This window comes from bacterium SCSIO 12844, assembly GCA_024397935.1.
GTDB lineage: Bacteria > Pseudomonadota > Gammaproteobacteria > Francisellales > Francisellaceae > M0027.
In genome coordinates this window covers 1655701-1680315 of the sequence record CP073743.1, presented here as the reverse complement: position 1 = coordinate 1680315, position 24615 = coordinate 1655701, and the positions used below count along the sequence as shown (strand labels likewise).

The following is a 24615-nucleotide window of genomic DNA, read 5'->3' as shown; positions in this document are numbered from 1 at the left end:
ATCCTTTGCATGATGTAATATGACAAAAATCAAATAACCAGACATTTTAAGCTACTTTTTGTTATGTTCAATATGCTTATAAAGAAATAAACTTTGAATTATACAGAAAATTATAATTAGTATCATAAGACCAAATGTTTTAAAGTTAACCCAGGCATCTTCAGAGAAGTTAAACATTACATATAAATTTAAAAAACCTATGATAATAAAGAAGATAGCCCACATATGATTTAACTTTGTCCAAACTTTTTTGGGTAGTGATAAATCATCTGCAAGTAGATATTCCATTGCTGATTTTTTAAATAAATAAGGGGACACTAATAGGATAACCCCAAAAAGCCAATTAATAATTGACACTTTCCATTGGATAAACCGTGCATCATGGAAGTAAATTGTTGCACCGCCAAAGACAAGTACTAAAACAAGTGTGATTATATGCTTTGCTTCAATTTTTTTATATTTATAATATAGATAGCCAATTTGGATGCATGATGCAATCATCAAAGCACCTGTTGCAATAAAAATATTCTTAAGTTTAAAAAAAATGAAAAATATAATAACTGGGAAAAAATCAAACAGCACTTTCTTCATAAATTACCTCTAATTCTTATTCATATAATGCTACAATGCATTTTCTTTAATTAAGCATTGTAAATGATTTTCAGGATAGTTGCATGAGTCAATTTATAGAAATTAATGCAAATAAACCTCAACAAAGGTTACTAGATGAGATAGCCGACTCTTTAAAAGAAGGGGCTGTCATTGCATATCCAACTGATTCGGGCTATGCACTAGGCTGCAAAATGGGACTAAAAAAACCATTACAAAGAATCAAAAAAATTCGCAAATTGGATGATAAACATAATTTTACATTAATTTGTCGAGATTTATCTGAAATATCAGTTTATGCTCGAGTAGATAATCCAACTTATCGATTATTAAAGCGCTCAACGCCTGGAAGCTATACATTTATTTTAGCTGCTACATCAAAAGTACCAACTTTGATGTTAAATAAATCAAAGAAAACGGTAGGTATTCGGATTCCAGATCACCCAATACCTTTAGCATTAAGTGAAACATTAGGTGAACCTATTTTAAGTACAACTCTAATATTGCCTGGTGGAAAAGAACCGTTAATATATGCAGAAGATGTTACTGAGCATTTGAATAATGATTTAAACTATATTTTAGACTGTGGTTATTGTGGTTATGAGCCAACTACTGTAATTGATTTATCCGTTTCTCCTTATGAAATTTTACGTTATGGCAGTGGTGATGTTTCAGTGTTTGAATAAATAAACTAATTTTTATTCAATTTTAACGCTACTGCACAAAAAAATAGCATTGATCTATCTGTTTTAAAAAAGATTTTTCTATATGTTTATATTTTTCTTTTCAAAGTTTAAACTTCATCGCACAATAGGTGTCAATTTTAAATGATGCATTAACTAAACAGTAAGGAGCATAATGTCAATGATTATTGGTGTACCCAAAGAAATTAAGAATCGTGAATACCGTGTTGGTCTTACACCTGGAAGTGTACGTGAATTAGTTCATCATGGACATAAAGTAATGATAGAAAAAAATGCAGGTGAAGCAATTGGCTTTCATGATCATTTATACCGTGATGCAGGTGCTGAAATTATTGATACAGCAGCAGAGATTTTTTCACGTGCTGAAATGATTGTTAAAGTTAAAGAGCCTCAGCCTAATGAGTGTAAAATGTTAAGAGAGGGGCAAATATTATTTACTTATCTTCACTTAGCACCAGATCCACAACAAACTGAACTGCTAATTCAATCAAATTCTGTTGCAATTGCTTATGAGACAGTAACGGATAGATTTGGTCGTTTACCGCTATTAACACCTATGAGTGAAGTTGCAGGGCGTTTATCTATTCAGGCAGGCGCACATTGTCTTGAAAGAGCTCAAGGAGGCTGTGGTGTATTATTAGGTGGTGTCCCTGGTGTTGAGCCTGCACATGTGGTTGTCATTGGTGGTGGTATTGTTGGTTTAAATGCTATTCGTATGGCTATTGGTATGGAAGCTCGTGTAACGGTTCTTGAGCGTTCACTAGATCGCTTAAAAGAATTGGATGATTACTTTGGCCCTAAATTAAATACAATTTACTCTACTCAGGAAAATCTTGAACATTATGTTACAAATGCTGAACTTGTTGTTGGTGCAGTATTAATTCCAGGCGCAGCAGCTCCAAAATTAGTGACTAGAGATATGCTTAAAAAGATGAAAAAAGGTGCAGTGTTAGTTGATGTAGCAATTGACCAAGGTGGTTGTTTTGAAACATCTAAGGCAACTACACATGATGATCCTACATTTGTAGAAGAAGATGTTGTGCATTACTGTGTAGCAAATATGCCAGGCGCAGTTGCGAGAACTTCTACTTTAGCACTTAATAATGCAACATTACCATTTGTGCTTAAACTTGCAAATCAAGGATATAAAAAAGCATTATTAAATGATGAACACTTAAGAAATGGTTTAAATGTGCACCATGGCCAAATTACATGCCAAGCAGTAGCTGAAGCTTTAGATTATCAATATGTAGATGCAAAAGAAGCAATTTCACAAACGGATGTTTGTGAGGTTTAGGCTACCTTGGTGTTTTATTTGAACATTATCTTTATTTTTAAGGAAGAATAATAAGTGATAGAGTTTGTTAAAGGAAAACTTTTTAATGCACAGTTTGTGCGAGTTCTGGGGCAAATTAACTATCAAGCAGCTGAATTAAGTGATTGCTTTTCTATAACTGAGAAGCTTAATTCAGCTAACTTTAATACATGGTATGACGCATGGTTTACTTTAGCTGAAGATACACATAAACTTGCAGTATTCTATGATGATAGAAATGAGCGTAATAGTGCTTATGGTGCTTATTTAAGAGCTTCTACTTATTATAGAGCTGCATATTTTTTCCTTGAAGATAATCCTTCTGATAAGCGTATAGATTCATTGCTTGAAAGCAGTATTACTGCTTTTAATAAAGCTTTAAAATTTTCTAATTTAAACTATGAAATTATTAATATACCTTATAAAAATATTAATCTACCAGCTTATTTATATTTACAGCCGGATTTAAATACTCAACGTCCCATTATTATTAATTGTGCAGGTGGTGATGGTACCAAAGAAGAAGCATTTACAACTGCTTATGAAGCTTATATTAGAGGTTATCACTGTTTAACATTTGAAGGGCCTGGTCAAGGTAGTGTATTGCGATTACAAGGCACGCCATTTACACCTAATTGGGATGAAGTGATCAAAACAGTCATAGACCAACTCAGTAATTATGCTTCTATTGATATGAATAATATTATTTATTATGGAAAAAGTTTTGGTGGCTATTTAGCGGCAAAGGCAGCAACAAAAGAGAAAAGATTAAAAGCAATCGTATTAGATCCAGCACAATACGGTATGCTAGATAATGTAGAAAATTCATTTTTAAAAGGGAAAGCAGGCAACATCCCCTTATATAAAGCGATTGAAGATACTTTAAGTCAAACATCAGATAAAGATTTAAAATTTATGTTTAATAGCAGATTATGGCGTTATGGTGTTGATGGCTATAAAGATTTTTGTTCAATATTAAAAGACTATGATGTTTATGATGAAATTAAGAATATCACATCCTCTACAATGGTATTTGATAATGAAGAGGAATATTTATCAAAAGGACAAGCTATAAAATTTTATGATCAATTAACAGTTGAAAAAGAATACTATCAATTTAAGCAACAAGAGGCAACTGGAGGGCATTGCCAACCGTTAGCGCCAAAAATATTTTATGCCAAAATGTTCGAATGGATTAAAAAAGTAATTTAGTTTTTTATCAGTTAACAAGTCATTTGGTTTTGCGGGGTAGAAGAAGATTGCTGCTGATAAAATAATAATTCATTTTTAGATAGTTCATCTTCAAACAATTGACTAACCATTATATTTGCTAAATTTACAAATTCTTTTTGGCTTAAGTTAATAATCTGCGCTTGATTAAATTGATTAATCAATTTAATCATCAGTAAATCATCATTACACATATGTGGTTGTCTTTGTATTACATCTCCTGTAAACGTTTGATCACCAATTGTAATACACTGAGACTCATCTTCATCGGAGTAATTGATTGGGTTTAGTTTTAATAAATGCTGGTATTGATCATTTATGTTAGTTGAGTGAAGCCAATTTTTTCTAAGTAGGAAATAAGTGAGTGTTGATAAATAATCATTTGTACTTGGCCCAGAATGAGATAGCACAATACTTTTTTCTGATTGCACTTGAGAAAAGTTAGTTAGAAAAGATGCACTAAAACAGCTTCCCAGTAAGATTACTTTAGCCGTAATATCACGATCATTTAATTGGTTTAATATATCTTTTACAAGTATGGCTGATAAATTAGCAAAATGATAAAAAGGTGTGCCATGACCGTGTGACCAGCATAAGAAGTTTAAGTCTTTAAATTTATGTTTTTGTAGTTCATCTGAAATATGTTGGTAGGCTTTCATTACAGAATATTTGGTTGTGTAAGGGATAAATAAAACACCTTGTTTTTTTAATTCATTTTTCAAATCATTCATAAACATTTTATCATCTAAATAAGCCATAATTTCAATTGAATTTTGTTTTATTTCTTGTGAAAAATTATGGATCATTTGAGTTAAATATGGTCTTCTAAACATAGATGAGTATCTAAATATAGGATTATTTTTGATATTGATTAAATTTCTTTTATCAGCCTCAAGTTTAATTAAAAAAGCATCATTTTTATTATGTTCTTCGAATAATTTTAAAAGATTATGATATTTTTTATGAAATGATTCATCTTCAACAAGTAGAACTAATTGTTTGAAGTTTGATAACTGCAAGGTATCAGTACAAGTAATCAGTAAGTTATCAATAGGTTTTTCTTTTTTATTTAGTTTTTTATATAGGTAAATAGTTGTCAAAGATGCTGCTATTCCTGCTAGTGCATACAAAAAATATTCCTTTTTCATTATTTTCCTTTTTATAAAGTTTGTATGATTATAAAATGTCATATAATTATGATACTAAATATATAGCTATTAATAAAACTTAGAAATATTTCATTGATTTAACTTGAAAAGTTTTATGAAATTAATACTTTAAAAAAATTAAAAAGTAAGTAGGATATTTTTAGATATTCTTTTTAAAGAAGTAGTTACTTACACCAGCTAATCGTTTTATCATATTGACAACAAAGTATTACAAATTGGGCGTAATCCGCCAGTACAAAAGAAAAAATATCACAGTTTAACTCTTGATTAATTCCGCGTGCTTTTGCATCACTATCTAAAAGATAAATAGAAAATTCTTTAAAAGGCTTTAATAAATCAGTGTAAAAGTAAGGTAGGTATATTGCATCTTCTATTAAAATAAGTGCATCATTGTGATTAATTACACTTTCTAAGTTGTTTAATGCTTTTTGTGATGTTGAGTTAAGTATATGTAAAATCATGCAACATCTTCCCCTGAAATTAAATTTAATGCATTTTTAAGAATTGCAATATCACTAACTGTTGGTGCATGTTCACTTAAGTATCGTCTAAATGCTCTTGCACCAGGAATGCCCTGAAATAAGCCTAAAATATGTCGGGTAATATGGTGCAACCTTGTACCATTTTGTAATTCTTTCTCAACATAAGGAAAGAAGTTTTCCATGATTTCCATACGCTCAGGTATATGTGCATGTTCATTATAAAAACGTTGATCAACATCTGAAAATAAATAAGGTGTATTATAAGCAGCTCTACCAATCATAACACTATCAACGGATTGAAGGTGATTTTCAGCTTCTGTTAGTGTTGTAATACCACCATTAATACCAATTGGTAGGTGAGGGTAGAGTTGTTTAATTTGATAAACGGTATCATAGTTAAGTGGTGGAACGGTTCGATTTTCTTTAGGGCTTAATCCGCGCAGCCAGCCTTTGCGTGCATGAATACAGATATAGTTAATATTTATTTGATTTAATAAATCAACAAAATGATGTAATTGCTCAAAGCTGTCCTCATGATCAAAACCTGTGCGCATTTTAACTGAAATTGGAATTGATACAGCTTGTTTCATCGCATCAATACATTCTGCAACGAGTTGAGGTTTAGCCATTAACGATAAACCAAATTCTCCTGAAGATACTCGATCACTAGGACAGCCTACATTTAAATTGACTTCATCATAACCATGATCTTCGGCTATTTTTGTGCATTCAACTAGATCGTTTATATTATTGCCACCTAATTGAAGTGTGATTGGGTGTTCACAAGTATCATAAGCTAAAAAACGTTTGTCATCTTTATTATTTAATATTGCGCCAGTTGTGACCATTTCAGTATAAAGCATGCAATATTTTGAAATAAGACGCATAAAATAGCGATAATGACGATCTGTCCAATCCATCATTGGTGCTATAGTAATCTTTCTTATATTTTGTTCATTAGAATTAATAGCCATTAGTATTTCTAATTACACCTTCATTTTTAATAAGCATAATACCTATAAAGAATGATACGCACAAATTGAAAATAGTCGATATAAAGTTTAGAATAATGATCTAATTTTCTTATTCTTTTCCCAATAGCAGGGGGTATTTATGTCAGAAACGATTAAAAATGAAAAAACTAAAAATAATAAAATTCCAACTTTTGATGCAAAAGAGAAGCTTATTTTATTAACCATTTGCTTTATTATGATAATGGAGTTAATTGATACCAGTGTCCTAAATACAGCACTGCCCCAAATAGCATTTGATTTTAAAATTAACCCGATTCAGTTAAAAGTTGCCATTACAATTTATTTATTAACTTTAGGTATGTTCATTCCTTGTGCTGCCTGGATGGCTGATCGCTTTGGTGTTATTAGAGTTTTATCTTTAGCAACATTAGGCTTTGTTTTATCTTCAGTTGCTTGTGGAATGGCTCACGGAGAAGTAAGTCTTGTTGTTGCAAGAGCATTTCAAGGGGTATTTGGTGCATTTGCTATGCCAATAGGGCGATTAATTATGGTTAGGCTCTTTCCACATAAATTAGTATCAGCACTGTCTTTTATTGCAACAATTGTTATTATCGGACCACTATTAGGCCCTATTGTTGGGGGAGCAATTACAACATGGTTAAATTGGCGAGTTATATTTTTTATTAATGTGCCAATTGGACTATTTGCAATTTGGGCTTTACATCGATTTTTTCCAAAACTAAGGCAGCCTTTAAAAACTAAATTTGACTTATTCGGCTTCTTAATGCTAAGCATATCATTAGCTTTAATGTTATTTGTTATGGATACATTAGTTGAACCAAGTATTAGCTGGAAGCTAAAGGTTATTGCTATATTTATTAGTATTATATTAATGACTAGCTATGTTTTTTATGCACTGAAAAAAGAAAACCCTATTGTTGATATCAGATTATTTAAAGATCCATTATTTAGATTTTTTGCAAATATGAATGTTTTACTTAGATTATTCTTAATGGGATTTAATTTCTTATTTCCATTATATTTACAGACAAAACATGGCTTTTCAGCTTTTGACTCAGGTATGGTTATGTTTCCTGTAGTTATTGGTAGTTGGATTGCTAAACGGACGATTAAACCACTGTTAACTCGATGGTTATACAAGCGATTTATGATTATCTTATTAACCTTGATATTTTGTATTAATTTATTGTTAGCACTAAACTTTCTTTATTTTAATTTAATTACCTTTATTATTCTTGGATTTATCATAGGTTGGGCAATCAGTGGTTTTATTACAATCACAAATACCGGGGTTTATAAAGGCTTAGATGAAGAAAGTGTATCTGCAGGAACAACAATTAATAGTGCTATTATCCAACTAGGTAGTAGTTTTGCTGTTGCTATTATTGCATCTGTATTAATTGCTTCAAGCGGTCACTTTGAACTTAATTGGAATACCGCATTACCAGATTATTCCTATTGTATTTATATGCTAGTTAGTAGCTTAGGCGTATTATGCATGCTTACTTATACGATTCGTGCACCGAAAGTTATTCATCAATTGACAGCAAGTTAGTGAATTTTTATCAATAATTCTGATTATTTTGTGCTGTAAAAATTTGTATTTAATAATGTTTCTTTATACTATACTTTATATAGGCGGTAAAAAAAGAAGCTTTTATGAAAAAAATACTTGGTAAAACGATATTAACAGTCTCGAGTGCATTTTTGTTAACAAGTAGTGTTGTTTTTGCTCAATCAAATCATAATACTGAGCTAACACTTTATTTTAATAATAATAATCCTCAATCATATTATGCAATTGAGAAAACAGAGTGTTGGCAGATTAAAAATGATAAAGAAATGAATATCTTAAATATTGCTAGTAATGACATAACAAAAGTTCAGCTTAAGCCAACGTGTAGCAAAAGCCAAATGCATAATAACATATATAAAGTCAAACTATTAAACAAAGCTGTTATTGTTGTTCGTGATTTACCACGACAAAATAAACGTTGTATTGGCATACTATGGCGTGACCCTCTAACTGAAGAGAAGGGTAGTCGTATTTATTGTCAACCACAAGAATCTTTAAGTAATGTTCAAATTGATCTTAAAATGGAACCATCTAATATAAAATTTTATAAAATGACACCTAAAAAGCTTGGCAAACCAATTCTTCAAGAATTACAGGTTAGTGAGCAATTTTAAGTTTTCTTTCTGTTTATTTAATTTAGTTTGATATTCAAAAAATTTAAGGTGTGATGGCGAACTAAATTCTAAAATATTTTTAATAATGCCTTTTTCATGATGATTTAATTGTGCAAATTTATCTGTTAATGCTTGGTTGGTTTTTTGAATATTTTTAGTTTCTTGATTTAACCATTACTTATTTGCAGCTAAAGATGAACAATTAAATCATCATGAGGAGGCATTTAATGATATTTGTGTTGAATTTGAAAAATACAGAAAAGTTATTTGCTCAGTGGTATCTTCTGATAAAAGTATAGTCCCATCCCCATTCTCTCAAGGACATTATACTGTTAATCAATCATCTACTCTAGAAAGTATTGCTTAATTCAATTTTATTTCAAAATATGGTTTTCACAAATATAATTTAATTCATAAATAAAACAACTATAACTCAACAATATAAACTAAAATCAACTCTCAATTTGGTAATTTTAAATAATCATAGATTAGACTTATAAGTTTCAGTTTTTAGGTATATTTGCTATCAAATGAATTTTTATATGACTGATTACAAATATAATGGACTTAATAAACAGATATTAAACTGGAGTTTATTTAGTTATGAAATTTAAATTGAACCTTTCTATTACAGATAGTCAGGCAAATGAACTAATGCTACAAAGAGCAAATCTCTCTAGAAAAATTACGCCTGAATTAGTAACCGTTGATAAGATAAATAAACCTCAAGCGTATAAAAAATATAGGCATATGGAATCTAAAGATGAATTTAGAAAAAAATTAATTGATAGTTTATATGATCAATGGAATGAATTATATGATGATGAGATAGCAGAAAAATATTTAGATAATTTTCTAATTATGGCTGATGGCCTACACCAAAAAGGAGCTATGATTTTTGCTGACTTAATTAATCAAGATGCCTTTAAAGATCTTGTAGATCACTATGATCATTTATTAGAAACGCATGGTAATAAAAGCTGGATACATTCTTATGTTAATCTTGCCAATCACTTAGATTATTTAGGTAATAGTGGTTTTAATAATGCTTTTATGCATCCCTTATTAATTGCATTAGTATCCTATCAAATTGGTGCACCTGTTAGACTTGTTGATGCAAGAGCAAAAAATGCAGAACCAATGTCAATCAAAGCGCAAGATAATATGCTGCATATTGATAATACACCTTTTAATGATGAGTACAAAATTATTGTTACTTGGGAAAAAGGTAAAGTTAGTGGGCCTAAGGGACAGAATTTTGTTGTTATTCCAGGGACGCATCATGCATCAAGAAATTGTTTAGTTGATAAAGATGGACAAGCCTGGTCGACAGAAAACGGCTCTATCTTTATTACAGAGGATTCCGTTGGTAATGTATTTGATATTCAACGTCAAGTTACAGATACACTTAATCCACAAGTAGTTGAGGTAACACATCCAGATAAACCACTAACAACAGTATTTGCTGCAGGATCTTTAGTGCATCATCGCTACCGTACTGAAGCAGGGTATTCACGTAGTTGTATGATATTAGCGTTACATAGTGCATATGATAATCCTGGGCAATTTGTTGATGCACAATATTTAGATGTTTTTGATCAAACAGATACATTAAATAGGCATTTATTTGGCAATACACATTCTGAAGAAATATTTTTAACATCATTAAAAAGTAATGCTACAATAATCGCTCAAAAAGTTGATGACCTTCAATCTGATGAAGTATCGTGTGAAATTATAGAACAATCAAATCGCCAATTAGATTATCAAGAATTAGAAGATTGGAAGTATGCGGTAACAAAAGCACCAACAGTCGAAGATGTAAAACGTCAACAGGGTTATTTAAATTTAGGTGATGACTTAGATAAAATAGAATTTCAACAACAATTGAAAAAGATGATGATGATCGATAAGCATGGGCCATTAGATCTAATTTTATATGAAGATGCGCATGAAGAAATTAGAAAATGGGCTAGAAATAGAATTCGAGAAATGAAAGTAGAAAGATTAAATGAAACGGTTGAATTATGGAGTGATAGGTTATCTCAACCAAGTGTTGATGATTTACTATCATCTAGTCAAATAGAGAAGATGATAAGTGATTTAACTGATTTTATTGATTATGTTCAAATAAATCAATTACACGAGGTTCAGTTACCTGAAATAGAAACAATTTCTAAAGTTGATGCTTTAAGGTCAATTAAACAGTTAATAGAAGATTTAGGTGAGGCAATACAAAGGTGTGATACATCACAAACTTTTTTATCTACCAGTTTATTTTTATTTTTAGCAGTAAATGAGTTAGCATCGACAGTTGGTATGAATCAACAATTAAATGCAATAGGATCACAGTTATTATCAAACTACATAACAACTGCAATTGCAGTAGAAAAACAACATGTTCATACTCATGAGCAAGAAATGCAATTGCCAAAACTATTAGCTCAACCTGACTCATTATTTTTACATATGCAAGAACAAGCTTTAGTTGCAAATAGACATAATTCACCACATGATCAAAGAGCTTATGATCAGAGATATGGGCTTGTAGCTATTTAGCTATAGAATATCAACATGTCATAGGACAAACAGATGTTCTTATTAATTTAAAAACTAGTTATATATAAACCATAAATTAAAGAAATTCCATATCTTTAAATAACAGGTGTGATAAAAAATTATGAACTTGGCGACTTGAAAAATGGCTTAAAGCATTATATGGATTCACAAGAGAAGGGGGTATATATTGTTGGCTTATGTGCACCTGATAAAAAACCAGGCCATGCAGTTTTGTTTTATCATGATGACTCATCTCTTGTAATTTTTGATCCTAATCGCTCTGCAATACAATATTCAGGTAATTATGATGTTGAAGAAGTTCTTGATAAGGTAGAGTCCTTTTTTCAAGAAGAATATGAAATCTCAAAATTAAAATTTTATAACGTAGAGAAGGGGATTAGAGCATATGCTAGATCCATATGATAAAGCTAGAAGTGCTTCTCAACGAAGAGCTACTAAGCGAGCTGAAAAAATAGAAGAGTTCCCTATGTATGAAATGAAAAAATTTGTTGATAAAGAGGGTCATCTTAATATTGAAATGAACGAATTATAAGTAAAAAGTAAAGTAAATTTATACTTCTTCTAGTATTAATTTACTTTTAGCAGAGCTATGACGTTCACGTAATTCAATATTGATATAACGATCAGTTAATGCACTCGTACTATGACCTGCATCATCACGAACATGATCACGTGGACGATGTTTAATATCATTAGAAATACCTGTATGACGTAACCAATGAACGGTTGCTTCTAATAAACTCTCAGATTCATCATTAAAGCCATCATTAGCTAGTGCAACTGATGCTTTATCAAAGCAATGTTGTACAATACGACGAATATGTGTCGTTGTAGTTACCGGACCACGACCTCTTAATTTTGGAATTAATGGGGTAGTGTCATTAGCAGTTGGTAAGCCAGGCAAACCTAAATAACGTCTCCAGCGCTTTAATGCTTCTAACATTGCATCACTAACGGCGATTTGACGCGTTTTATTACCTTTACCTAAAGTAATAAACCACCAATTACCATCATCATCACGTTGGAAATCATTCATAGTCGGTGTCCAACGGCTTGTAGCAACTAATTCAGAAATACGCAAATACATTGAGTAAAGTGCAGACATAACAAAATATGAACGCTCATGAATTGTTGGATTTTCAAAAGCAATGTCATTTGCTGTTTTAATAACATACTGCCATTGAAGATCAGATAATTTTCTTACCTTCGTAGTAGCTTGTGTATTAACTAAAAATTTACTTTTCTGACGAATTAAAGTAATTGGATTTGAAAATACATAATGTTTTTGTAGTAAATAATTATAAAAGCTACTTAAGATAGCAAATAATTCTTTAACAGCGCCTTGAGATAACTCAAATTTATCAACATTAGGGCGTTGACCACGACGATATGCTGATTTACTAACAGTGACAACAAAAGGGCGCCAGTGTGTATTTGGCATTCTTTCACCATCTACATTAGTAAAACGAGGTGCTTTTTTAATGCTAATCCAGTTTTCAGGTGGTGCCTTACAAAACTCGATAAACGCTTCAATATCTTCTTGTTGTAATTCAGGTAATGATTTATCAGCAATTAACCAGCACCAGTGTAAAAGACGTTCAATTTCACGACGGTATGAATTATAAGTGCCACGGCTACCTGTATAATTCTTTAAAAAACTATAAGCGTGTTCGAAGTCAGCTTGATTAAACCCATTATATAAGCTAGGTTTTAAGTCATTTCTAACTTGTTCAATATTTTCCATCGTGTCAAATAAAGCCAATGGTATTTTTTTAGACATTGTTACGTTATCCTGTTTCATTTTCCCCACCATAAATCTAGGAAGTTAAACAAAATCAATGCATTAGCCAAAATTTTCTAAGCAAAATGATCGGTTATATATATAACCGGACACTTTAAGCTAAACTAAAGAAAATTGATACATACTGCATTTTTCTTATATTTTTAACCTGAGCTTTAAAAATTTAAAGATCAAGTCAAGCTTTTAAGTTTCAAACCCCGAAATTATTCATAACGGCACTTATTAACATCTTAAAGCTAATCAAAAACTACAAGAAGTAGGAGTCTTTTAGCTTATGGTTAATCTAAAATTTAACATAATATATATTATGCGAACTTTAGTGTTTAACCATTTATCTATAACAATAAGATGCCTAATTATCATAGATCGTGTTAAATTTTAATGTAGCCTATCACGTTTTCATACCGTAATAACTACGTAAAACATTACAAATTTTTCATATAACTGTTCTAAAAAATTGAAACTTGATTATTTTTTACGCAAAAAATCCCCAAATTTTTAACCTTATAATTTATTTAAAATCAGAAGGTTATATTCAATTTATTGTTTTAAAAACACTTAGTTTTTAAAACTGAACAGTTCAACCATATAGAATCTAATTATAATTAAATAACTACATTCAAATTTGTTATGCCATAAAACTATTAAAGCTATTATACATATAATCAAATTTTTTTAAACCAAAATTTATTACTTTTATTCATTTTTTATTAAAATAATATATATTTAGTTAAATATAATCACTTTAAAGTCTAATTATATGAATATATGCTTCATATATTTAATCATTATAGGCATAGTTAGGTTGAAATGCAATATGAAAATAATCAAATAAACAATAACTATAAATCATTTCAAATTTAATTCATATATATCATATAGTTACTGTATAAACTATTTTGAATCTAAATGCCCAATTAATATTTCATCCCATACCAATAGCGCTAAAGAGACAATTACTGGACCTAAAAATAGACCAATAAACCCTAATACCTCTAAACCACCAAGTGCACCAAATAACGTTGCTAAAAAGTGCATTCTAACAGCTCTACCAACGATATATGGTCTAACCCAATGATCCGTAACAAGATTAATAACAATGCCGACAATAAAAACAGTAATACCTGCTATAACCATTCCTTGAGCTGCAACAACAATAGCAATACCAACTAATAATATAATTAGTGCAAATGGAATTACTGTGACTAATGCAGTAAGTACCGCTAAAATCACAGGAATGGGAATATCTAGTGCATAATATAATATGCCCATGATAATACCTGTAATTAGACCAATGATTACAAAGCTATCAATTACCCCTCGAATCACTTTTGGTGTCCTTTCAAGGTATCCTTGCCATAAAGAAACACGATTTTCACCTAAAATTTCTATTTTCTGAATAATTTCAGGTGCATCTTTTAAGCCAAAAAACAAACATAACAAAGTAAAAAAGAAAATAACAGAATATCTAACTGCACTTCCTAAAATAACGCCTGCTTGTGAGATTGGTAAATCTAAATTTGCAATAAGATTTGTTATAGAATGACCAGTCAAAATATATTGCTGCCAAAAAGAACTCATATATTTACCAACAAATGGTATTGAAACCAACCAGTCAGGTGCTGGAGTTTGATTGGTATGAGCTGACTTTAAAAAGCTCATTAAAGCCGCGATTTCACTTCCAGCTAATGATCCTACCCATAAAATGGGTAAAATAATTATTATTGCCACTAATATAGTGAACGATAATGAAGCTAAAATAGCACGCTGACCTAAGAGTTTGTACCAACGTTTATATAATGGCCATACACCAATTGCAATAATACCAGCCCAAACAAATGCATGCCAAAATGGCCATATAACCCATAATCCTGCAATAATAATAACGAAAGCTGTTATCATTGTTAAATATTGCTTATTCATTCGTTTTAAAATTCCCTTTATCTAAAATTTATTACTGATAGAAACTACTGATTATGGACGCTCTTTGGGAAAATTCAACCTCGTGCACTCTTAATATGTCTGCTCCCATTTGAATAAAGTGAAATGATAAAATACTGGTTTCTAAGTCTGTTGGATCATAGTTATGTAATTTATTGAATTTAGCAGATAACATTTTAATTGGATTAACAATAGATTGTTTGCGCGAATGTCCGATTAAAATTGGCACATTTAGTGATGCTTTCATTGAGTGAATGCGATTGGTTAGATATTTTACAGTTTGTGATGATTTTGCAAAACCAAAGCCAGGATCAAATATCAGTTGTGATTGATTAACTCCTTTTGAAAGTAAATATTCAATTTGATATTGAGCAAATGCCATCACCCTATCATAATCGTTATTTTCACTAATTCCAATTTTTGCTAAAGGCCCTCTCCAATTATCCATAATAATATATTTTAAGTGTGGATTGGATTTTAGAATATCAATCTTTTCATCTAATTGAGTTCCCATGACATCATTAATGATTGTGATATAGTCATAACAAACAAGTTTTTCAATTGTTTCTATTCGATGGCTATCAATACTAATAATAGGTTTGATCACTTGATTATTTAGATGATTTTTTAATGCATCAAGTAGTGGCTCTAAACGTTGCCATTCAGTTAAATGATTCATCGGCTTTTTAGCTGCTTTTAATGAAGTGGATTCAGCACCAATATCAATAATATGTGCACCACTATCTATTAAATGATTGAAATGTTCTATGGCATGGTTAATTGAATTATCATATAAACCACCATCAGAGAATGAATCAGGCGTAACATTTAAAATTCCCATAATCTCAGGGCCAAATAATAATTGTTGAATTTTTTGAAATGGTTTAAGAGACTTTATATGTTCATATAAATCAATTTCAAGAAATTTTGGATGATGCCAATTAGGTAAAACATCTAAAAGTGGTTGTAGAGCAAAAGAACGATTTAAAAGTTCTTTATGTGGAATGGTTAATTCATCAGTTGATAAGCTTAAATAGTCTGAGCATAAAATATCAATATCAATCACACGCGGGGACCAAAATTCATGTGCTTCTGCCCTACCCATTCGTGTTTCAATCTGCTTGATTTTGATTAATAACTTATTGGGTGATAGTGAAGTTTGAATTAAAATAGCAGCATTTAGATAAGCTAAATTCCAACTTAGTGGCGCATTTTCAGGCATTAATGCTTCAGAAGCATAAATTGATGAATAGCCTAGAATATCAATATCACTGTCTTTTATATAAGTAATAGCTTTTCTTAACTGAACTAATGGATTATTTAAATTACTACCAAGTCCTAATACATAGTTTGCCATCATTTATGCCTCAGCAGTCATGATAAATTTTGCTTCATTAATATGAGATGTTGGTGGATATTTAACTAATTCTAATCGATGAATGGTTACTTCTGGATAATGAGTTAACACAGTGTCTGTTAAAAACCAGCCTAAATGTTCAATAAGATTAAATGCACGCTCATTTAAAGCATTTTGTAATAAATCTCTTAGTGTTTTATAACAAATCGTATCTTCTAATTCATCACTTTGGCAAGCTTTAATTAGACTTGGAAATGATAACTCAATATTAACTAACACACGTTGTTGTAAATCTCGTTCAGTACCAGTTGCGCCTAAGTAAGCATATAGCTCACAACCATCGATATGTAATGATGTTGAAATTTTCATTATAATCCTTTGCTTAAAGTATTTTCTTTTTAAAAGCCAATTAGGCTGATAGTAACAAATAATTAAGCAACACCATAGTTATAATGTTAGTTTTCATATTCAACTTGTAAATCTGAAGTAGAAGAAGTTAATGTTTCAGACTCATAAAATAAAAAATCTAAATCTTCTATATCTACTACTTTAGTTTTTTGTGAGTGATTAGAGTTATGTTGTTCAATTTCACTATGTATTTGCATAACTCTCTTTTCATGCTTAAGGTGCTCTTTAGATAAAAATTCAATTTCAGAGTTTTTTAATATAACTGTCTGAGAATCTTTGTGCATATAAACTCTTTTATAATATGGTAACTTATTTGGCCCTTTTGATAACTCTGATAAATCTTGCTCTGATGGTTGTCTATATAAAGGTTTAGGTTGATGATTCAAATTAAACTGTTTTAATGTGTAATCCAAGCATAATTGTGCACTATCAGAATCTAATGAGGCATGACTCAATACATTCCATCCAATATCTAATCCGATAACGCCATTATGATGTGTTGGTACTTTATAAACTTTTAATTCAGTATCTTTTAATACTGAAGGAACAATTGAAGTAAAACCAACTAAGCTGCATTGAGAAGCCAAAAAAATATGACATGATTTAACATTATCAGTTAATGTGATTTGGTCTTGACTATAACGACCGCTGATACCTGCTACAGGGTCAAAACCAGCAATAGTTATTTTAATATGTTTTAGACCTTTATCTTTGGCTAACTCATTTGCTAACATAAAAGCTGTAATAGCACCCCGGCTATGACCTGCAAAATATAATTCATCCGGTAATGGATCCATTTGTTTAATTTTATCAATGGCATCTTTTATATTATCATGCCAATTATTAGGACCATGTGAGCCAGTTATTGTACCTAGATAAGACATACTATAGTGATACCATTCTACTGGTAAGACCCACCCTAACCAACCTGATTGATTTTGATAAGTCCCAGGGCCCTTATAAATAAAGCAATGCTTCTCCCCTGCTTCACTTAACGCACTTAGATAAATTTTATAGAGAGAATCTTCATATTCGCCCATGCCTGTTCCACGCAAAATGAAGTAAGCAACCTTTCTTCCCATAGCTAAATCTCCTACAATACACAACCAAATGAAGATTAGAGCTAAGTTACTTATTTTGCAAATTTATGTGATATAAATTTGTAACAAAAAAAATAAGATGGCTTTAAAAAGCACAGAAAATTAATTAGTCTATATGGTTTTATTCAAAAACTACTTTAGGATGTTTACCAATAACCTCAGCAATTTTAAAATTTGCTTTTTCTTTTATATAGTACTTTTTGCTTAACTTCTTAAAGGATGCAAAAAAAATGAGCATCTCATTTCTTTGTAATCTAACATTTATATAATTAAGTGCTATATTTTAGAATGGAGGACAAGATTATGGGTAATATATATCATAGCTCAAAACTAATTTTGGCTACTCAAGCAAATGTTGATCTTGAAACATCATGGATGGAAGGATATGAAAAAAGTAAGCACTCCATCATTGATGCTGAACTTCACAATCCATACCCTGAAAATACAAAGCAATATCAATACTGGCTTGATGGTTATGACGCTGGATTAATGAATGAAAAACCGCTTTTCCCTGATAATAAGATTGCAAATGATACTGTCTATAAACCTAAAAACAAAGGTAAATACATACTTGGAACAGTTCTAACAATAGCCAGTATAGCTACAATGGCATTTTTCTTTGTTGATGTAGCATAATATCAGATTTTACGCATACACTAGGCCAAAAAGTAAGTTAATACGTAGTCTATAAATATTAAAGATAATAATCTAAAATACTTGCTATAACATTAGTGATTAATTTAAAAAATGAATTATAATCGAATGCAATATGGTAAGAGCGATCAACATCCTTGCTGATTGTATCCTTATCCTTTAAGAATTCCTCGCTCTTTCCTAGGGGGTTGCAATGTTATTGTCACATAACCTTAAAATTTGGTATATAGGATAATTCGTATAAATATGTGAGATAATAGCCATGCAATTTATATCATATATTTGTCAGAGTTTTTTTTGATGCATAACAGTTAAAATGTAAACTCTCTATTATCTTCTCATAACTTTTTGATTAAAAAGACACAATATAACTGCAATTAAGCCAAAAACTAATAAAGTTATAGCTAATGGGATTGTACTTTCAACTTTCCACTCTAAAACTACTGTTGAAACAATAAAAGCAAATACAAATTCAAAACTACCAAAAACAGCTGATGCAGTACCAGCCATTTCACCAAAAGGTTCAATCGCCCCACCTGCTCCACCACCCATTAGCATTGCACCGCCGATGCCCATAATCATCATTGGACCCATAAAGCCCCAAATAGTTAGACCAAAACTATAATACCAGTATAACATTACAAGGCCACTTATTGCCATTAACACTGCGCCAATTGCAACAGTAGTGTAAGTTCTAAAACGTTTTGCACAATAACCACTGATAAAACTACCGATAAAAAATACAATACCAATTGCTGCAAAATAAAAGCCAAAATGATCAACTGGGATTTTTAATAAAGAGATAATAATATACGATGAAGATGAGAAAAATGTTAAAAATCCTGCAAATCCAGCTGCAGCACAGAATGTATAGATTAAAAAAGTTCTACTTTTTAAAACAGTTACATATTGTTTTAATAGGCCTCGACTTATTTTATTACGGCGTTCAGAAGGCAGAGTTTCATTAATATTAAGTAATGCTGAAGCTAAAATTAAACAACTTAAAATAGCTAACACAGCAAATGATGCACGCCAATTAATCCAAACTTCAAGATATCCACCGATAACAGGTGCAACTAAAGGCGATAATGCAATAGTTGAATTTAAAAAACTATATATTTTTGCACAATCATCACCATCAAATAAGTCTCTAACCATAGCAAAAGCTGAAACCATCATGCCACAAGCACCAAATGCTTGAACTATACGTCCTATAATTAAAACTTCAATATTATTTGCGACAGTACAAATAATTGAACCTATTATAAATATAATAATACTTGTTAAAACAATTTTACGCCGACCAATCTGGTCACTTAAAGGTCCCATAAACAACTGCCCTAAACCAGTCATTAGTAGAAATAAACTAACAGTTAGCTGAACTGAGATTTGACTTGCATTAAAATATTCTTTAATAATTGGAATGCTTGGTACATAAATATCCAAAGCAAATGCAAAGCTAAAAATCTGTGGTGCAATGATTAAAATAACCATAACAACAGAACGAGAAGATAATGGTTTTCGTGTAGACATAATTGACCTTATTAATTATTTTTTCATTTAATTAAAATAATAGCACTTTGAATGTATATGTATAATAGCGTTTACATTCAAATTACTTTTGCATATAATGCAATAATGATTACTTTATTACAAACTTTCCTTACAGTTGTCCATAAAGGCAGTTTTACCAAAGCAGCTCAAACTTTGGGCTTGTCGGTGTCAATGATATCACGTCGAATTGAACGTTTAGAAAGTGAACTTGATGTCATTTTATTCAAACGTAATACTCGATCGTTGGTATTAACACAATCAGGCCATCAATTATTAGATAATGCTCCAGGGTTATTAAAGCATTGGCAGTCAGTAATACAAGATGTTAGTAATCAAAATAAAATAATTTGTGGTAATCTTAAAGTTGGTATTCCTAATTCAATTGCGTATCAGCATATAACACAGCATATTCAAGAGTTTACTCAAGCTTATCCAGAATTAACCATTCAATTATATAGTGGTAATCACTTATCTAATATGATAGGAGAACAGTTTGACGTCGTAATTCATTGTTCGCCTCTGCCTGACAGCAGATTGAATTATACATTTATTACCAACTGGAGAAAAGTCTTATGTGCAACAAAATCTTATTTTGATGCTTATTCAATACCAAAACATCCAACTGACTTATCTGAGCATAATTGTATTGATCACTGTTATAACTATAATAAAACTTGGCGATTTGTAATAAATGAAAAAAGTGAATTTATACCTATTAATGGTAATCTACAAGCAAGTACAAGCCTTGATTTAAAAAATCTTGCATTATCTGGATTAGGTTTAGTATATCTACCTGAGTTTGTTATTGCATCTGAAATTCAACATGATCAATTAATACCTGTTTTAGATAATTATATGCCTGATGACATACCAATGTACGCAGTTTATCAAGGAAAATTAATTCAATCGCCTAAAGTGTCAGTATTTATAGATTTTTTTAAGAAAGTTTTAACTAAATATAAAGATTAATAAGCTGATAGAGATCAGTTTTATAAGTAGTATACACTACGATCTACAACTTCTTCTGACTTTGGTGCGGAAGCAAATATTTTGGGTGGCTGAGTTGTAAATGTACCATAACCAGGATTTTTATTGCTTACTGGTATTGGAGGTAATGCCTCTTTTAATTGTTGTGGTAATTGCTCTCGTTGCTCCATTGTTAATTGTAATTTAGATAATGCATCGACAGATACGGCCATTGTTTTGCTATTTACTTTTGAAGTATTAAATAATTCAACAATATCACTACTTGAAAATGAAGCTAATATTTGTGTTTGTCTCTGCTTCAGTGATAAACAAGATTGATTAATACCATCCAAATAGGCTTTAAGCGCCTGATCATAATTATTATTTAATGCATTATAAATTGCTTTAGTTCTTATAGCTGTAGATTTTGGATTAAATATAGCTTGCTTATCATCATAATCAAAACTAAAGGAAGCATTTACTTTACTTACATAAGCTTGTAATGTTTTATGATCTCCAGTAGTTAACATTTTATAAAAAAAGTGATCTACTACTTTCGAATTAGAACCTATAGCATGATGAAAATTTCTATCAGACTTATATTTGGCTATTATATCTGTAAGATATTTACTAGCTATATCATACATTTTTTCATTTGCTGCCATACTTAATAATTTGCCAGCTTCTCGAGCAGATTTAGTTGTTGAAATCTCAGGGTGTTCAACTGCTAATTTTTTATGATCTGTTGATTTTGAAGTATTCTCTTCCATATAAACGACAATATCCCTAGACCTACCTTCTTGAAGTGACTCTATAACTTTTTTTGCTAAGATATTTTTATCTGTTCCTGACCAAACTGTATCGTGATCAATTAAATGCCATTGCTTTTGATCAAATGCAACTGTGACAATATGGTCTTTATTACCAATGTTATAAACCAATACATCTTTTTTCTCACCACCAATTCTTTCATAGCCATCAACACTTGGCTCAGGTTCCATATGTGCTTCTAGCATATCAGTTTCATTTAATGTAAAAAATTTAGCAAGGCTTTGTTTATTAAATACTTTAAGTGCTTTAGCTGCTGTATAAACACCCTCACTAGAATCGCCATTATATAATTGATTACCTACATGGTAATCTTGTTTGTCAAACATAGGATGTATATTTTTCTTAACGGCTATATCTGTATCATTAAAATCATTTTGATATACACTAATACCATCAAAAAATGGTTTAATAGAGAGTAATAAATTATCTTTTTTACTTAATGGCTGTTTTAAAAACCTTTTAGTTTCAGCTTTTACAATTTTATTTAATAACTCAGTTTTTGTTAATGAGTGTATTAGTTTCATGCGTTTTTGAAATGTAGCAAAATCACCCCGTAATAATGCCTGTGTTCCCATATGTGAAATACCATAACAAACACCATCATCATCTGGATGGTATCCTAATGCTTTCATCGCTGGAATAATATTCATTGTGCAACCCTCTATAATGTTCGATTATGTTTTATAATCACACATAGCTAGCTGTCATGCAAATATCTAATGTTAAAGTAATTATATATTTTGAAATATATAAATATATTTATATTCATTTATTAATTGAAATTTCACTATTATTTAAAAGTTAATTATATTATTGAGTTGTAATTTATTATTTGTGACATAGTGGTCTAATAATTTACCTTTATATATCTGATTATTGATAGTTATGTTTTGTAATATTTTATTTTTCTAAGAATAATCTTCATGTTCAGTTGTTTTTATTAATTCAACCTCCATTAAACTACGAATTGAATTTACAACATAAATCATATCTGAATTTAGTAGCTCAATTTCTGAAATATTTTTTTCAATTACTTTACCGCTTTCAAGTAAAACTTCTCTGCCAATTCCTGGTAATAAACCACTGTCTACTTTAGGCGTATATAACTGCTCATTGATCTTAACAATCAAATTAAAAGTGCTTGTTTCAGTAACAAAGCCTTTATCATTAATAAAAATCACATCAAAGCAGTTCGTACTCTGTCGATATTTTGCTACGATATCATTATAAAATCCACGTACAGACTGATCCGTTGTTTTATGTTGAAATAGGATATTTGTTGAATCAATATGCTCTTTGGCAATAACCAATTTTATAGGTTGTTTGATTGGCAGTGCTTCACTAAAAGTAAGCGAGGTTTTGCCGCATCCTGAAAGGACAGCTTTAACTTTATAAGCTTTACTGACTTGTAAGTTTGCAGTTAAATCCATTAGTTGGTCTAACAACTGATAACGATCAAAAAAGAAGTTAAAACATTGAGCTGATTTTTCAATGCGATTTAAATGTTTTTCTATATATTGATAGGATCCATCTTTGTAGAGTAGACATTCAATCAAATCGAATGGTTTTTTAACTTGTCTAACAAAATTAGCTTTTAATTGTAATTCATCCCACTCATCTTTTACCTCTGATGATATAGTGATTCCACCACCAGCACCTAATTCACCTTGTCTTGTTTTTTTATCTATTAATAAAGTACGGATAGAAACATTAAAACACATATCGCCATTAGGCTTAATATAGCCAATACTACCGGTATAAAGGTTTCTAGCTTCAGTCTCTATCTCAGCAATATGCTTCATGGTACTAACTTTTGGTGCACCTGTAATTGAACCACAAGGAAAAAGTCTACTAAATAATTGCTTTAGACTTGAAGATTGTTTTATTGTTGACTGAACAGTTGATGTCATTTGATAAACTGTTTCAAAAGTTTCGATTTCAAATAATTTAGGGACTCTTACACTACCTACTTCAGAAATTGTGGCTAAGTCATTACGTAATAAATCAACAATAATAACATTCTCAGTTTTATTCTTTAAATCATTGGCCAAAAATAGCTTATTTTGATTGTCAGTTTCAGGATCACTATGACGTTTAACTGTTCCTTTCATTGGCTTACAAGTTAATGTATCATTTTCTTTCTTAAAAAATAGCTCAGGTGAAATTGATAAGACTTGCCAGTGATCAAATTCAATATAGGTACAATATGAAGCTGATTGTTGCTGAATTAGTTTAAAATAAAAATCTAAAGCACAGCCTTGAAATTTAAATTTATATTTTGAAGTTAAATTAATCTGATAAGTTTCACCTATTTGTAAAGCATTTTGAACTTTTTTAAATTGTTTTTGATAGTTTTTATAGTCATCAATTAAATTAAAATCATAAATAAAAGCAGATTCATTAAAATCAAATTTGCTTAAAAATGTAACTAAATCAAGTTTTGATAAATAGGTAAGTTTTTTAAATATTTTAAATGCTAATAATGGGAATTGGCTTTTACGATAATGTGATTTGAATGCATCATCTAATAAATAACCTGTTTCAAAATTGATACAACCAACTGTATAAAAGCCTTGTTTCTGATAAGTTTCTACTTTATCAATAGCTTGTAGTAAGTCACTTTCTTGGTAACAGATAACTTCTGTAACCAGTTGATCAAAATATAAAATATTATTTTCTTTTAATTTTGCATCATATAATAAAGCAAATGAACTTGTATCCATTAATTA

Annotated in this window: 22 protein-coding genes; 10 read left to right on the top strand and 12 right to left on the bottom strand. The window is 30.4% G+C overall.

Translation table 11 applies throughout. The features are described 5' to 3' along the window. Positions 1 to 51: 51 nt before the first annotated feature. Positions 52 to 591 carry a septation protein A gene (locus tag KFE69_07905; GenBank protein ID UTW41437.1) on the bottom strand — a complete coding sequence of 180 codons (540 nt, stop codon included), beginning with the start codon at positions 589 to 591 and terminating at the stop codon, positions 52 to 54. A gap of 83 nt (positions 592 to 674) precedes the next feature. Here KFE69_07905 and KFE69_07900 point away from each other — a divergent pair, with 83 nt between their 5' ends. The 3 genes from KFE69_07900 to KFE69_07890 all read left to right on the top strand — a co-directional run bounded on the left by KFE69_07900 (position 675) and on the right by KFE69_07890 (position 3840). After that, positions 675 to 1295: a threonylcarbamoyl-AMP synthase gene (locus KFE69_07900; protein UTW41436.1), complete on the top strand. Its 621-nt coding sequence runs from the start codon at positions 675 to 677 to the stop codon at positions 1293 to 1295. Between the two features lie 178 nt (positions 1296 to 1473). Beyond that, on the top strand, positions 1474 to 2610 hold the full coding sequence (gene ald, locus KFE69_07895; GenBank protein UTW44036.1) for an alanine dehydrogenase: 1137 nt from the start codon (positions 1474 to 1476) through the stop codon (positions 2608 to 2610). Positions 2611 to 2664: 54 nt separating this feature from the next. Continuing rightward, positions 2665 to 3840, top strand: a complete 1176-nt coding sequence (locus KFE69_07890; protein UTW41435.1) for a dipeptidyl aminopeptidase — start codon at positions 2665 to 2667, stop codon at positions 3838 to 3840. A gap of 11 nt (positions 3841 to 3851) precedes the next feature. On the opposite strand, the gene KFE69_07885 is transcribed toward KFE69_07890, so the two are convergent. The 3 genes from KFE69_07885 to dusA form a co-directional block, all read right to left on the bottom strand. Then, entirely contained in the window at positions 3852 to 5006 is a 1155-nt protein-coding gene (locus KFE69_07885; GenBank protein ID UTW41434.1) for a hypothetical protein, read from the bottom strand. Positions 5007 to 5191: 185 nt separating this feature from the next. Continuing rightward, positions 5192 to 5488, bottom strand: a complete 297-nt coding sequence (locus KFE69_07880) for a hypothetical protein (GenBank protein UTW41433.1) — start codon at positions 5486 to 5488, stop codon at positions 5192 to 5194. Further along, complete coding sequence (gene dusA, locus KFE69_07875; protein ID UTW41432.1) at positions 5485 to 6483, bottom strand: tRNA dihydrouridine(20/20a) synthase DusA; 999 nt, start codon at positions 6481 to 6483, stop codon at positions 5485 to 5487. The genes KFE69_07880 and dusA overlap by 4 nt, the downstream gene beginning before the upstream one ends. 139 nt (positions 6484 to 6622) lie before the next feature. On the opposite strand from dusA, the gene KFE69_07870 reads away from it, so the two are divergent. The 5 genes from KFE69_07870 (at position 6623) to KFE69_07850 (ending at position 11806) form a co-directional block, all read left to right on the top strand. Further along, on the top strand, positions 6623 to 8059 hold the full coding sequence (locus tag KFE69_07870; protein UTW41431.1) for an MFS transporter: 1437 nt from the start codon (positions 6623 to 6625) through the stop codon (positions 8057 to 8059). Between the two features lie 104 nt (positions 8060 to 8163). Next, positions 8164 to 8694 (top strand): hypothetical protein, encoded by a 531-nt coding sequence (locus KFE69_07865; GenBank protein UTW41430.1) that lies wholly within the window; start codon positions 8164 to 8166, stop codon positions 8692 to 8694. 603 nt (positions 8695 to 9297) lie between these two features. Then, positions 9298 to 11253 carry a hypothetical protein gene (locus tag KFE69_07860; GenBank protein ID UTW41429.1) on the top strand — a complete coding sequence of 652 codons (1956 nt, stop codon included), beginning with the start codon at positions 9298 to 9300 and terminating at the stop codon, positions 11251 to 11253. Positions 11254 to 11412: 159 nt separating this feature from the next. Continuing rightward, a complete protein-coding gene (locus tag KFE69_07855; protein ID UTW41428.1) occupies positions 11413 to 11676 on the top strand; it encodes a hypothetical protein in 264 nt (87 codons plus the stop codon). Further along, positions 11660 to 11806 (top strand): hypothetical protein, encoded by a 147-nt coding sequence (locus KFE69_07850; GenBank protein UTW41427.1) that lies wholly within the window; start codon positions 11660 to 11662, stop codon positions 11804 to 11806. Before KFE69_07855 ends, KFE69_07850 begins: the two co-directional genes overlap by 17 nt. 18 nt (positions 11807 to 11824) lie before the next feature. On the opposite strand, the gene KFE69_07845 is transcribed toward KFE69_07850, so the two are convergent. The 5 genes from KFE69_07845 to KFE69_07825 all read right to left on the bottom strand — a co-directional run bounded on the left by KFE69_07845 (position 11825) and on the right by KFE69_07825 (position 17863). Then, positions 11825 to 13054 (bottom strand): site-specific integrase, encoded by a 1230-nt coding sequence (locus KFE69_07845; GenBank protein UTW44035.1) that lies wholly within the window; start codon positions 13052 to 13054, stop codon positions 11825 to 11827. Positions 13055 to 13969: 915 nt separating this feature from the next. Beyond that, positions 13970 to 14998 carry an AI-2E family transporter gene (locus KFE69_07840; protein UTW41426.1) on the bottom strand — a complete coding sequence of 343 codons (1029 nt, stop codon included), beginning with the start codon at positions 14996 to 14998 and terminating at the stop codon, positions 13970 to 13972. A gap of 31 nt (positions 14999 to 15029) precedes the next feature. Beyond that, positions 15030 to 16373, bottom strand: coding sequence for a dihydropteroate synthase (gene folP / locus KFE69_07835; protein UTW41425.1), 1344 nt, complete (start codon positions 16371 to 16373; stop codon positions 15030 to 15032). Positions 16374 to 16376: 3 nt separating this feature from the next. Next, positions 16377 to 16742 carry a dihydroneopterin aldolase gene (locus tag KFE69_07830; GenBank protein UTW41424.1) on the bottom strand — a complete coding sequence of 122 codons (366 nt, stop codon included), beginning with the start codon at positions 16740 to 16742 and terminating at the stop codon, positions 16377 to 16379. 86 nt (positions 16743 to 16828) lie between these two features. Next, positions 16829 to 17863 (bottom strand): hypothetical protein, encoded by a 1035-nt coding sequence (locus KFE69_07825; protein UTW41423.1) that lies wholly within the window; start codon positions 17861 to 17863, stop codon positions 16829 to 16831. A gap of 321 nt (positions 17864 to 18184) precedes the next feature. On the opposite strand from KFE69_07825, the gene KFE69_07820 reads away from it, so the two are divergent. Continuing rightward, positions 18185 to 18517 carry a hypothetical protein gene (locus KFE69_07820; protein UTW41422.1) on the top strand — a complete coding sequence of 111 codons (333 nt, stop codon included), beginning with the start codon at positions 18185 to 18187 and terminating at the stop codon, positions 18515 to 18517. Positions 18518 to 18865: 348 nt separating this feature from the next. On the opposite strand, the gene KFE69_07815 is transcribed toward KFE69_07820, so the two are convergent. Continuing rightward, positions 18866 to 20068, bottom strand: a complete 1203-nt coding sequence (locus KFE69_07815) for a multidrug effflux MFS transporter (GenBank protein ID UTW41421.1) — start codon at positions 20066 to 20068, stop codon at positions 18866 to 18868. Between the two features lie 105 nt (positions 20069 to 20173). Here KFE69_07815 and KFE69_07810 point away from each other — a divergent pair, with 105 nt between their 5' ends. After that, a complete protein-coding gene (locus KFE69_07810; GenBank protein ID UTW41420.1) occupies positions 20174 to 21058 on the top strand; it encodes a LysR family transcriptional regulator in 885 nt (294 codons plus the stop codon). Positions 21059 to 21078: 20 nt separating this feature from the next. On the opposite strand, the gene KFE69_07805 is transcribed toward KFE69_07810, so the two are convergent. Then, the gene (locus tag KFE69_07805) at positions 21079 to 22536 is read right to left on the bottom strand and encodes a hypothetical protein (GenBank protein UTW41419.1); all 1458 of its coding nucleotides are present in this window, start codon (positions 22534 to 22536) and stop codon (positions 21079 to 21081) included. A 258-nt stretch (positions 22537 to 22794) separates the two neighbouring features. Then, a complete protein-coding gene (pabB, locus tag KFE69_07800) occupies positions 22795 to 24609 on the bottom strand; it encodes an aminodeoxychorismate synthase component I (protein ID UTW41418.1) in 1815 nt (604 codons plus the stop codon). Positions 24610 to 24615 lie beyond the last annotated feature (6 nt).